11 protein-coding genes are annotated in these 12,106 nt (G+C 67.5%); 4 read left to right on the top strand and 7 right to left on the bottom strand.

What is annotated here, in order from left to right:
* Positions 1 to 53 precede the first annotated feature (53 nt).
* From AC07WJ_RS18485 to AC07WJ_RS18475, 3 genes are all read left to right on the top strand, one after another.
* The gene (locus AC07WJ_RS18485; RefSeq protein ID WP_494936082.1) at positions 54 to 836 is read left to right on the top strand and encodes an HpcH/HpaI aldolase family protein; all 783 of its coding nucleotides are present in this window, start codon (positions 54 to 56) and stop codon (positions 834 to 836) included.
* Between the two features lie 68 nt (positions 837 to 904).
* Positions 905 to 1,819, top strand: a complete 915-nt coding sequence (locus tag AC07WJ_RS18480; protein WP_494936081.1) for a cupin domain-containing protein — start codon at positions 905 to 907, stop codon at positions 1,817 to 1,819.
* Positions 1,820 to 1,835: 16 nt separating this feature from the next.
* A complete protein-coding gene (locus AC07WJ_RS18475; protein ID WP_494936080.1) occupies positions 1,836 to 2,762 on the top strand; it encodes a DUF6282 family protein in 927 nt (308 codons plus the stop codon).
* 364 nt (positions 2,763 to 3,126) lie between these two features.
* Here AC07WJ_RS18475 and AC07WJ_RS18470 read toward each other — a convergent pair whose 3' ends face one another.
* The 5 genes from AC07WJ_RS18470 to AC07WJ_RS18450 all read right to left on the bottom strand — a co-directional run bounded on the left by AC07WJ_RS18470 (position 3,127) and on the right by AC07WJ_RS18450 (position 7,700).
* Positions 3,127 to 4,113 carry a Bug family tripartite tricarboxylate transporter substrate binding protein gene (locus AC07WJ_RS18470; RefSeq protein ID WP_494936079.1) on the bottom strand — a complete coding sequence of 329 codons (987 nt, stop codon included), beginning with the start codon at positions 4,111 to 4,113 and terminating at the stop codon, positions 3,127 to 3,129.
* 97 nt (positions 4,114 to 4,210) lie between these two features.
* The gene (locus tag AC07WJ_RS18465; RefSeq protein WP_494936078.1) at positions 4,211 to 5,002 is read right to left on the bottom strand and encodes a DNA-binding transcriptional regulator; all 792 of its coding nucleotides are present in this window, start codon (positions 5,000 to 5,002) and stop codon (positions 4,211 to 4,213) included.
* A 193-nt stretch (positions 5,003 to 5,195) separates the two neighbouring features.
* Positions 5,196 to 6,179: an NAD(P)H-quinone oxidoreductase gene (locus AC07WJ_RS18460; RefSeq protein ID WP_494936077.1), complete on the bottom strand. Its 984-nt coding sequence runs from the start codon at positions 6,177 to 6,179 to the stop codon at positions 5,196 to 5,198.
* 28 nt (positions 6,180 to 6,207) lie between these two features.
* Positions 6,208 to 6,834, bottom strand: a complete 627-nt coding sequence (locus AC07WJ_RS18455) for a fumarate hydratase C-terminal domain-containing protein (protein WP_494936076.1) — start codon at positions 6,832 to 6,834, stop codon at positions 6,208 to 6,210.
* A complete protein-coding gene (locus AC07WJ_RS18450) occupies positions 6,831 to 7,700 on the bottom strand; it encodes a fumarate hydratase (RefSeq protein ID WP_494936075.1) in 870 nt (289 codons plus the stop codon). The genes AC07WJ_RS18455 and AC07WJ_RS18450 overlap by 4 nt, the downstream gene beginning before the upstream one ends.
* Positions 7,701 to 7,857: 157 nt before the next feature.
* On the opposite strand from AC07WJ_RS18450, the gene AC07WJ_RS18445 reads away from it, so the two are divergent.
* Positions 7,858 to 8,910: an Ldh family oxidoreductase gene (locus tag AC07WJ_RS18445; RefSeq protein WP_494936074.1), complete on the top strand. Its 1,053-nt coding sequence runs from the start codon at positions 7,858 to 7,860 to the stop codon at positions 8,908 to 8,910.
* A 304-nt stretch (positions 8,911 to 9,214) separates the two neighbouring features.
* Here AC07WJ_RS18445 and AC07WJ_RS18440 read toward each other — a convergent pair whose 3' ends face one another.
* Entirely contained in the window at positions 9,215 to 10,807 is a 1,593-nt protein-coding gene (locus tag AC07WJ_RS18440; protein ID WP_494936073.1) for a DHA2 family efflux MFS transporter permease subunit, read from the bottom strand.
* Entirely contained in the window at positions 10,804 to 12,063 is a 1,260-nt protein-coding gene (locus AC07WJ_RS18435; protein ID WP_494936072.1) for an HlyD family secretion protein, read from the bottom strand. The genes AC07WJ_RS18440 and AC07WJ_RS18435 overlap by 4 nt, the downstream gene beginning before the upstream one ends.
* Positions 12,064 to 12,106 lie beyond the last annotated feature (43 nt).

Raw genomic sequence — 12,106 nt, 5'->3', positions numbered from 1 at the left:
CGGCTTTCGGAGCAAGGTGCGCCACCGATCGAACCCGTGAAAAGAGCCCCCGCATGAGCGAGCCTCGTCCCGATCCGAAATCGTTCCGCGCCCGCTTCGCCGCGGGCGAGACGCTTGTCGGCACCTTCATCAAGACGCCGACCAGCCACGGCATCGAGATCGTCGGCGATCTCGGCTTCGATTTCGTCGTCATCGACGAGGAGCACGCCCCCTTCGACCGCATGGCGACCGACATCGCGCTGCTGGCGGCGCGCGCCTCCGGCACCGCCGGCATCGTGCGCGTGCCCTCGGCCGCACCCGAAGGCATTCTGTCGGTGCTCGATTGCGGCGCTGTCGGCATTCTCGTGCCGCATGTGGCGAGCGCGGCCAAGGCGCGCGAGATCGCCGCGGCCTGCCGCTACAAGGGCGGCGCGCGCGGCTTCTCGGCCTCGCCGCGGGCCGGCCGCTACGGCAGCGTCAAGATGTGGGACCACGTGGCGGCGGCCGATGCCACGACCACGGTCATCGCCATGATCGAGGACCCCTCCGCGCTCGACGAGATCGACCAGATCCTGGCGGTCGAGGGCATTGACGGCGTGTTCATCGGCCGCGGCGACCTGACGGTGGCGCTCGGCGCGCCGAACCGCGACGCGCCGGCGGTCAAGGACGCGGTCGCCCGCATCATCGCCGCGGCCAAGGCCGCCGGCAAGCCGGTCTGCGTCATGGTCGACGGCGTCACCGAGGCGACCGGCTTCGCGGGGCAGGGCGCCAGTGCCTTCATCGTCTCCTCGGACCAGGGTTTCCTCAAAAAAGCCGCGGCCCAGACGCTCGGCGATTTCGCACCCCTCAAGTCCTGATCCTGGCTCGAATCCCGACCTTGCCTGCCCAGCCCGCCGCCGCGCGGCGCTGAACCGGAGATACCACGATGTTCCATGCTACCGACCCGCGCGCCACGCTGGGCGCCGCACCCAAGACCGCCGCCAAGGCGGCGACCGAATTCGCCGGCGCCGAATATGCCCGGTTTTATGCCCAGGAGCCGCAGGAGCAGGGCGATTTCGGCCGGACCTGGTATGCCCGCGGCCAGAATTTCATCGTTGGCCATTCCGACGTCGCCGCCGGCGGCGTGCTGACGCGCAAGGGTCAGGTCGACGAATATTGCATCATCATTCCCGACGCCGCGACCAGGGTTCAGGTCAAGACCGCGACCGAAACCGTGGACATTCCCGGCTTCTCCATCGTTTTCGTGCCGCCGGGCGATTCCACCGTCACCGTGTCGTCGGGCGGGCGCATCGCGCGCCTGTTCTCCAGCCAGTCGGCCGATCTCGCCGCGCTCTGCTCGAACGCCGCGTCTTATGCCAAGCCGCATCCGAACCTGCCGCCGTTCCAGGCCTGGCCGGAGCCGCCGGCCGGCTGGCGCGTGCGTCACTACAGCCTGGAGATCAAGGGCGAGCAGGGCCGTTTCGGCCGGATCTTCCGCTGCACCACGCTGATGGTGAACTTCCTCGATCCGCGCATCGGCCTGCGCGACATCACCAAGCTGTCGCCGCATCACCACGACGATTTCGAACAGGGCTCCTATGTCATCGACGGCGCCTTCGTCCACGACATCCGCTGGCCCTGGACGCCGGACATGAATGTCTGGCGCGAGGACGAGCATGAGCTTCTGGCAGCCCCCTCGCTGACCATCATCCCGCCGCCCTCGATCCACACCTCGCGCTCGGTGCTGCCGGGCTTCAACCAGATGATCGATATCTTCTCGCCGCCGCGGGTGGATTTTTCCGAAAAGCCCGGCTGGGTGCTCAACGCCGACGATTATCCCATGCCCGGCGCCAAGGCCTGAGACGAAGGAGACCATCATGTCGGACACCCCCGTTCAGGCCCAGGCCCATCCGCGCGCCGCCGAAATCAAGGACTTGCTGGTCGGCGCCATCGACCTGCATTGCCATTCAGGCCCCGCCGCCATGCCGCGCATTCTCGACCATCACGAGGCGCTGATGGATTGCGCGGCGGCCAAGTTCCGCGCGCTGCTCTACAAGGACCATTTCTATCTCGGCACCGCCCACGCCATCATCCTGGAAAAGCTGTTCCCGGAAACCGGCGTGAAGCTGTTCTCCGGGCTGGCCCTCAACAATGCCTCCGGCGGCTTCAACCCGCATGCGGTCGATCACGCCATCAAGCTCGGCGCCAAGATCATCTGGATGCCGACGCTGTCGGCGGCCAACCACATCGCCGTGCAGGCCTCGGGCCAGGCCAAGACGTTCCCGAAGACCGCGCAGAAGATGCTCGATCCGGTGCCGCTGACCGCGCTCGACGCCAATGGCAAAGTGTCGGATCCGGTCAAGCAGATCCTCGACCTGATTGCCGAGGGCGACGTGATCCTGGCCGGCGGCCATCTCTCGGCCCAGGAGCTGTTCCTGGTGTTCGAGGAGGCGCGCGGCCGCGGCGTCAGGAAGATGCTGGTCAATCACCCGACCTATATCGTCGGCTGCACGGAAGACGATATCAGGGGGCTGGTGGCGCTCGGCGCCTATATGGAGCACTCGATCTGCATGTTCGTCGAAGGCCGCTCGAAGAAGTTCAGCCCCGAGCAGCTGGCGCGGCTGATCGAGGTCGCCGGCGTCGACCGCACCGTGCTCTCTTCCGATCTCGGCCTGGTCGGCTCGCCGCGCCCGGTCGACGGCTTCCGCGAGGTGGTCGGCACGCTGCTCGACCTGCAGGTGTCGAAGACCGATATCCGCGCGATGATCGGCGGCCATGCCGCCAAGCTGTTGAACCTCCCGTGAGCAGGAGAAAGCCCGTGGCGCTATCAGGGATGCGGGCCTGAACATCTGCGTCATCCCCGGCGAGGCTCGGCAGAAGCTCCTGCTTTTGCCGAGGCGAGGGAAGGGGATCCAGGAGCCGCCTCCCGACGCTCACGGTGCATATGCTCAGCGGTTTCGCTGCGGCTGGCGGCGCAGGCCCTTCAACTCCTGGATCCCCTTCCCCTCGCTTCGCTCGGCCGGGGATGACGTAGAGCCTGGGCTCGCCCGTTAGTGGCCGGCGGGCAAGTGCGATCCAGCAGCGCCTGCTGCAATAAAAAGCCGGCTCATGACCTGAGCCGGTGTTTGAATCTAGAACGACAGCCGGAGCCGTCGAAGCGCCACCAGCCTATTCCAGCGAGATGCCGGCGCTGCGGATCACGCCTTCCCATTTGGTGATCTCGCCGGCCTGCGCCTTGCGCAGATCCTCGGGCGAGCCGCCAATGGTGCGCACGCCGATCACCTCGAGCTTGGCGGTCGCTTCGGGCGTCTTGACATAATCCCCGACGATCGTCGCCAGGCGCCGGACGATGTCCTGCGGCAGGCCCTTCGGGCCGGCAAGGCCGAACCAGGACGTGACGTTGAGGCCGCTCATGCCGGCTTCCGCGAGCGTCGGCGTCTCCGGAACCTGCGGCGCGCGCTTGTCGGAGGTCACGGCGAGGCCGCGGATCGAGCCCGACTGCACATGCGGGATATAGGTCGGCAGGAAATCCACGGCGACGTTGACATTGCCGGCGACCAGGTCGTTGGCCAGCGGCGCCGAGCCGCGATAAGGCACATGGGTCATCTGGAAGCCGGCGGTGCGCTGGATCAGTTCGCCGGCAATATGGCCCATCAGGCCGTAGCCCGGGCTGCCGAAGGTCAGCTTGCCGGGATTGGCCTTGCCATAGGCGATGAGCTCGCTGAGCGTCTTGACCGGCACCGAGGTGTGGGTGGCGACGATGCACTGCACGTCGCCGACCAGCGAGATCGGTTCGAAATCGGCGATCGGATCATAGGTCAGCGACTTGTAGAGCAGCTTGTTGCTCGACAGCGGACCGGAGGACGACAGGAACAGCGTGTAGCCGTCGGGTGCCGCGCGGGCGACGCCGCCGGCGGCGATATTGCCGCCCGCGCCGACCTTGTTTTCGACCACGAAACCCTGGCCGAGGTCCTGGCGCAGCTTCTCGCCGATCAGGCGGGCCACCACATCGGTCGAGGCGCCGGCCGGGAACGGCACGATGATGGTGACCGGCCGGGCCGGCCAGGCCTGCGCCAGCGCCGGACGGCCAAGGGTTGCCCCCGCCGCGAGCGAGGCGAGCGATGCCGTCAACGTGCGGCGCGAGAGAGTGGCCATATCGCGTGTTTCCTTACCCTGGCGGTGGATCGATCAGGTCGATCTTCATGGGGTGGAACCTGCCAGCCAGCCTGCCACGACGTGAGAAAATCGCTCGCTATTTCTCCTGCCGAAACGGTGCGCTTTTCTGACGCAGCTCCGCTTCGATCGCCGCGGCCGCCTCCTTCAACGGAAAGACCAGGCGTGCGCGCGCCTCCGGCGTCGCCACGGCCGAGCGGAAATAGGTGATCCCGAAGGTGCCGAGCACCCGGTCGTCGCGCATCAGCGGCACGGCGACGGTGGCCGAACTCTTCGGCTCGACATCGAGGTCGCGCTCGGCGAAGCCCTTGCGGCGCGCGGTGGCGATGAGACGGTCGAGCTCATCGTCGGACAGGAGGTGGTTTTCCGGGTCGGGCGAAACCTTCATCAGGGCGATCAGGATGCGCCGTTCCTCGTCGGGACAGAAGGCGAGATAGGCCCGGCCGAGCGCCCGTGCCCCAAGGCTCAGCCGATAGCCGATGGTGGCGTGAAACGGCGAGATCGGGCTGTCGGGAATGGTCGAGAACCGCACCACCACCGCGTCGTGGTCGAGCACGCAGACAGCCGTCGGCCATTTGATCTGCTGGGTCAGCGCCGCCGCCCACGGCCGGGCGGCCTCGATCACCATGGGCGCGCCATGAAAGCCGGAGCTGAGCTCGGCGACCTGCGAGGTCACCTGATAGCCGCGCAACCGCTCGTCACGATAGACATAGCCGGCTGCGACCAGCGTTTCGAGCAGGCGCACGATGGTCGGCTTCGGCAGCTTCGTGCGCCGATGCAGGTCGCCGACCGTGGTCAGCCCGGCCCGGTTGACCTCGACCAGCAGGTTGAACGCGCGGACCACCGACTGGACCGGAGGAAATGACGACACGTCCAAGGCTCCGCTGCCGCAACTGCCATGGACATAGGGCGGGACGGGGCGAATGGCGAGTGGCGAATAGCGAGTGGGGAAGCGCAGCCCGGCGAACAGGGCCGCGCCAACTCTCGCCCACGTCTTCGTGGGAGAGGGTTGACGCGCGAGGCGGGCACCACTTCCCCATTCGCTATTCGCTATTCGCTATTCGCTATTCGCCCAAGCTCAGCACCACCTTGCCGATCTGCTCGCCGGCATCCATCAGCGCGTGCGCCTTGGCCACCTCGGCGAAGGGGAACACGGCGCAGATGTGGTTCTTCAGCGTGCCGGCCTCGAGCAGCGGCCAGACCTGATCCATCAGCTCCCGCGCGATGCGGCCTTTATAGTCGGCGCTACGTGGCCTGAGCGTCGAACCGGTCAGGGTCAGCCGGCGCCGGACGATGTTGCGGACATTGACCTCGGCCATTTCGCCGAGATGGCTGGCGATCAGCACGACCCGGCCGTCGAAGGCCAGCAGCGACAATTGCTGCTCGGTATAGGGGCCGGCCTGGCCGTCGAGCACCACGTCGACCGCGTGATCGCCAATGGCGGCGCGCACCGCGGCCGGCCAGTCGCCCTTATAGTCCACCACGGCATCCGCGCCGACCGACCGGCACACCGCACGCTTCTCCTCGGTGCCGGCGGTGGCGATGACCCGCGCGCCGCGCAAGAGCTTGGCGATCTGGATCGCCGCCATGCCGACGCCGCTGGTGCCGCCCTGCACCAGCAAGGTTTCGCCCTGACCGAGCCGGCCGAGCCAGATGACATTGTTCCAGGCGGTGAAGAACACCTCCGGCAGCGCCGCCGCCTCGACGAAGCTCGCACCCTTGGGGATGGTCAGGCATTGCGGCGCGGGAACCGCGCAATATTCGGCATAGCCGCCGCCATTGGCGAGCGCGCAGACCGCGTCGCCGACTTTGGGCCAGGCGACACCGTCGCCGACCGCCTCGACGATGCCGGCAACATCCAGGCCCGGCAGGTCGGTGGCGCCGGGCGGCGGCGGATATAGCCCGCGACGCTGCTGGATATCCGGCCGGTTGACGCCAGCCGCCTTGACCCGGATCAGCACCTCTCCCGGCACCGGCCGCGGTTTCGGCCGCTCGGCGATGGCCAGGACCTCCGGACCGCCCGGGCGCGTGATCTCGATCACCTTCATGGTTTACTCCGATAGGACGCCCGCCCGCTCAGTCGCGGCGGCTGATAGTGTCGAGAATGGCCGGCATCCGCGCTGTGGCGGAGGCGAGCAGGCTCTCGTAGAGGCTGTTGCCATGGGCATCGATAGCGACCGTGACCGGTCCGAAACCCGAGACCCGGATGCGGGTCAGCCTGAACTGCATGATCAGGTCGTCCCAGCCGGTCTCGACGATCTCCTGGACGCTCGTCGAGAGCAGCGCCGAGGCGCCACCGACAATGGAGAAATAAACGCAGCCGACCTCGCGCATCGCCGCGACGCTTTCCGCCGACAGTCCGCCCTTGCCGCCGACCGCGGTCAGGCCGAGCTTGCGGATGAGCGACGGCATCAGGGCGTTGAACCGGGTCGAGGTGGTCGGATTGACATAGAGCGGCTCGAGCCGCTCGCCGTCTTCGCGGCAGCAGATGCCCATATGAATGAAGGCCGCGCCGGCAAGGTCCAGCGGCAGGGCCGTGTCGGTCTCGAGGCAGGCAACCATGCGCTGGTGGGTCGGAAACCCCGCGGTGATGACCAGTTCGCCGTCGAGCAGGACGAGATCGCCAACCTTCAGCGCCTGCGCCGCCTCGCGCGTCAGCGGCAAGGTCAGCCGCGGCAGTTCGGTGTCGGGGGCCATGGTCATTCGATGCGCTCGACCGTGCCGGAATTGTGGATCAGCGCGCGGGTGCGCCGGTTGATCCAGCAATTGAAGCAGACCGCCACCGGCGTGAAGCCGTGGCCGGAGGAATAATTGACATGAACGCCGAAGGCCGTGGTCGAACCGCCGACCCCCATTGGCCCGAAGCCGGTGGCATTGACCGCCTTCAGCAGGCGCTCCTCCATCTCGGCGACCATGGGCTCGGGATTGCGCTGGCCGAAGGGCCTGAGGCTCGCTTCCTTGGCGATCTTGGCGGCATGGTCGAAACTGCCGCCTATGCCGACCCCGATGACCACGGGCGGGCAATGCTGGCCGCCGGCCTTCAGCACGCAGTCCATGATGAATTTCTCGATCACGTCGAGCGTCGGATAGCTGAACACTTCCAGCGCCGCCCAGCGGCCCGAGCCGAGCGCCTTGGGCGAGCAGGTGATGTCGAGCGCGTCCGACCCGTCGACCAGGTCATAGGACACGATCGGCATGTCCTTGCCCTTGTAGCTGCGCTCATTGGTCAGCGGATTGGTGACGAATTTCAGGATCGGCGGATCGATGGTCTGCACCAGATGATCGAAACCGTCGACGATCGCCCGCTTGATGTCGCCTTCCATGCGCACACCGGTGCCGATGCGGACGAAATAGGTGGGAATACCGGCATCCGAACAGACGAAGCGGCCGGTCTTCTCTGCCACCTCGGCGCTGTCGAGCATGAAGGCCAGCGTCCGGCGCGCGCTGGCGCTCGATTCCGTCTCCTGGGCGCGCTTCAGCGCTTCCTTGGAATTCTGCGGAATGCGCTTCAGCGACCATTCGTAGAGGTTCGCCGTCACCTCTTTGACCAGATCGTAGGTGATCGCCATGGTCGCCCCTTCGTGATGACGAAACGATAGCGATCGACGAAACCGCCATCCTTGGAAAGCCGGCGCGTTTCGGAGGGCGAAATGGCCGGCACCCGGGCAGCCGGGCGCGCCCGATCGCCCTAATGTCGGTGCCGGATCCAGCCTAGGGAATGACGCGATGACCACAGCAGCAGAACGGCCGGCACCGGCGCCCGGCAAGGTCCGGCGCGAGGTCGCCGGCCTCAGGGCCGAAATCGCCGGCCTGTTCGCCCGCGCCGGCCTCCCCGAACAGGCTGCCGCGCGCATGGCTAAGGCACTGGTCGAGGCCGAGCAGCAGGGCCTCGGCTCCCATGGCCTGATGCACCTGCCGCTCTATCTCGACCGGATCAAGGCGGGCTCGGTGACCACGGCCGACCGGGCGGCCGTCGTCGCCGACCAAGCCGCGGTCGCCGTGCTCGATGCCGGCCACATGCTCGGCCATCTCGCCGCCGAACAGGCCATGGCGCTGGCGGTGGAGAAGGCGAAAGCCTTCGGCATCGGCGCGGTGGCGGTCCGCCACGGCTTCCATTTCGGCGCGGCCGGCCGCTACGCGCTGCAGGCGGCGGCCAAGAACTGCGTCGGCATCGCCCTGTCGAACACCAAGCCGATGATGCCGGCGCCCGGCGGCGCCGAGGCTCTCGTCGGCAACAACCCCATCGCCATCGCCGTGCCGACGGCCGATGCCCCCGCCATCGTCATGGACATGGCGACGAGCGAAGGCGCGCTCGGCAAGATCCGCATGGCGGCACGGGCAGGGCGGCCGATCCCGGCGAGCTGGGCGGTCACCGCGGAGGGCCAAGCCACGACCGATCCGGAAGCCGCCATCAAGGGCATGCTGCTGCCGACCGGCGGGCCCAAGGGCTTCGCGCTGGCCTTGATCATCGACCTGCTCTGCGGCCTGCTCTCGGGCGGCGCCTCCGGGGCCGAGGTCCGTCCGCTCTATGGCGACGTCTCGGTGCCGAACGACTGCTCGTTCCTGTTCATCGCCATCCATGCCGGCCATTTCGGGCAAGGCCAGGCGCTGCCGCAGCGCGCGGCCCAGGCCCGCGGCCGGCTCCTGGCATCGAAACGCGCCGCCGGCACCGAACGGATCGTCGCGCCGGGCCAGCGCAAATGGGAGGCCGAGCAGCACCAGGCCGAGAGCGTCGACATCGACGAGGCGGTGCTGGCGGCGCTCGGCAAGCTTGGTTGACAGCCGCGGCTGGTGTCCGCCGCACCGTGACTATTGATTTTGATGCATGGAATTCGTGGATGCCCGGGACAAGCCCGGGCAAGACGATGGGGCGGTCTTACGGCGCGCGAGGGGACCGTTCGGATCCTGCGTCCGTTGGTCCGGCGCCCGTCGCTCCAAGGATAATTCTCGTCTTGGCCGGGCTTGTCCCGGCCACCCACGACTTCAAGGCGCGCGTCGCTACGATCGGTTCCCACTGAAAAGCGCGCGAAACGCCTCGCCGCGCCTATCCCGTCAAACGGTCGCAATCGCTCAGCACAGCCCCCTAGTGTGCGCCACCGCCACCGGCGGGCGCGGGCCGCGGCTTGCGCATGATCGGCACCAGCCCGACCATCAGCACGAACAGCACGGTCAGCGCGAAGAAGACGTCGCCGATCGCCATGACGAAGGCCTCGCGCCGCACCATGGCGGCCAATTGCTTGAGCGCGGCGAGATCGGCATCCGAGCCGAGCGACTGGAACGCCTGGGTCAGCGAATTCAGCGTCTCCTCGGCACGGAACCGGCCCCACGCGACCTGCTCGTGCAGCCGCTGCAGATGCAGGTCGGTGCGGTCGTTCAGCAAGGTGTTGATCAGGGCGAGACCGACGGCGCCGCCGAGGTTGCGGGTCAGGTTGTAGAGGCCGGAGGCATTTTTCATCTTGTCGAGCGGCAATGTGCCGAGCGACAGGTTGTTGATCGGCACCATGCACAACATCAGGGCCGCGCCGCGCAGGATCTGCGGCACGATCAATTCGCCGAAGGTCCAGTCCTTGGTGATGAAGGAGACCTGATAGGTGCCGAGCGCAAACAGCAGGAAGCCGATCGCCATCATGATGCGCAGGTCCATCTTGGTCGACAGGCGGCCGACGATCGGCGCCGACAGGAACATGGCGATGCCGGTGACGAACATGGTCTCGCCGATCATCAGCGCCGAGAAGCCGCGGACCCGGGCGAGATAGACGGGATAGAGATAGGTGAGGCCGTAGAGGCCGATGCCGCAGACGAAGGAGGCCAGGCACCCCGACCAGAAATTGCGGTTGGTGAAGGTCGTGAGGTCGACGATCGGCTGTGGCGCGGTAAAGGCCCGCCAGAAGAACACCACGCAGCTGACCACCATGCAGACGAAGACGACGAAGACGATCTCGTCCTGGAACCAGTCCTTGGTCGGACCTTCCTCCAGCACATATTCGAGCCCGCCGAGGAACACGGCCATGGAGATCAGGCCGAACCAGTCGAAGCGGTTGAGCAGGGAATAGTCCGGCTTGTCGAAATCGACCAGCCGCCAGACCGCGACGGTGACGATGATGCCGGGCGGCACGTTGACCAGGAACAGCCAGTGCCAGGAGAACAGGTCGGTCAGATAGCCGCCGACAGTCGGTCCGATCGTCGGGGCGAGCGTCGCCACCATGCCGATCAGCGGCGAGACGATCGAACGCTTGGACGGCGGAAAGATCGTGAAGGCGGTGGCAAAGACCGTCGGGATCATGGCGCCGCCGAGGAAACCCTGCAGGGCGCGCCAGATGATCATTTCGGTGATCGAGGTCGACATGGCGCACATCACGCTCATCAGCGTGAAGCCGGCGGCCGAAATGGTGAAGATCACCCGCGTCGACAGCGCCCGCGACAGCAGGCCCGACAGCGGGATCATGATCACTTCGGCGATCAGGTAGGAGGTCTGGACCCAGGAAATCTCGTCGGCGCTGGCCGACAGGCCGGCCTGGATCTCGGCGAGCGAGGCCGAGACGATCTGGATGTCCAGGATCGCCATGAACATGCCGAAGACCATGGCGATGAAGGCGAGCAGGCGGCCGATCTCGATGCGGTCCTCGGCGGGCTTGGCCGGCGCCGGTGCCGCATCGCTGGTCGAGACCGCGCTCATGGCTGGACGCGGCCGTTCTGTTCGGTCGCGCCCAGGCGCGCCGGGGCGCGACTGCCCTGGTCGATCACGCCGACGCGGGCGGGATCGGGCTCCCGGCCGGTGCGGATCGTGGTGATCACCGACATGCCCGGCCGGAGCCGGCCGTGGGCGACGGCCTGCGGGTCGAGCGCGATGCGCACCGGGATGCGCTGGACGATCTTGGTGAAGTTGCCGGTCGCGTTCTCCGGCGGCAGCAGCGAGAAAATGGCGCCGGAGGCCGGCGCGATGCTCTCGACCCGACCGCGGATCGGCTGCGCGGAAAAGGCATCGACCGAGACGTCGACGCTGTCGCCGAGCGTGATGCGGCCGACCTGGGTTTCCTTCAGATTGGCCTCGACATAGATCGAGGCGGTGGCGACCAGCGCCAGAAGACGCGTGCCCGGCTGGACGAACTGGCCGATCTGCACCGCGCGATTGCCGACCACGCCGTCGACCGGCGCGCGCACCACGGTGAAGTCGAGGTCGCGCTTCGCCCGGTCGAGGGCATTCTGCAATTCGCCCTTCACGCGCTCGGCCTCGGTGCGCTGCGCCTTGAGCACCGCCACTTGCGCTTCCGCGCCCGTGATCGCCGCCTTGGCTTGCTCGACCTGGGCGAGATTGCGATCGCGGTCGGCCTTGGCGGTATCGACCGCCGCCTGGCTGGCGAATTCCTGGCTGATCAGCCGCTGCGCGCGGGTCAGCGCCGAAACGGTGCGCTGGGTATCGGCTTCCGCCGCGGCGAGCTGGGCGCGCGCCTGGGCCACGGCGGCATCCTGGGCGATCCGCTGCGCCTCGATGCGCTGAATGGTCGAATCCTGGGTCGCGACCTTGGCCGCGGCCGCTTCGACCGCCAGGCGATAGTCGCCGTCGTCGATGCGGGCGAGCACGTCGCCGGCGCGCACCGCGGCATTGTCGCGCACGGCCACCTCGGTAACATAGCCGGAGATCTTGGCCGCCAGGATGGTGGTGTCGGCTTTCACATAGGCATCGTCGGTCGAAACCAGGAAGCGGCCTTCGACGTACCAGTTGTAGCCGAACCAGCCGCCGGCGCCGATCACGGCCGCCGCAATGAGGGCCAGCACGAAACGCTTGCGCGGTGATTTCGCCGGAGCGGGCGGCGCGGCCGGGGAGGGCGGCGGGACCGGCGTGCCCTGCGTGACGGGAGCGGCCTCGGGCGCTTCCGCCCGACGTCCTTGAACATACCCGCCGGGCGCCGCGCCTTCGCGAACATCCGCCATGCTGATCTCCATATCCATGTGGCACATGCGGCCATTTGACCGA

The organism is Phreatobacter sp. GW821-FHT04C01 (assembly GCF_059420385.1).
This window is presented reverse-complemented; position numbering and strand designations above follow the sequence as displayed.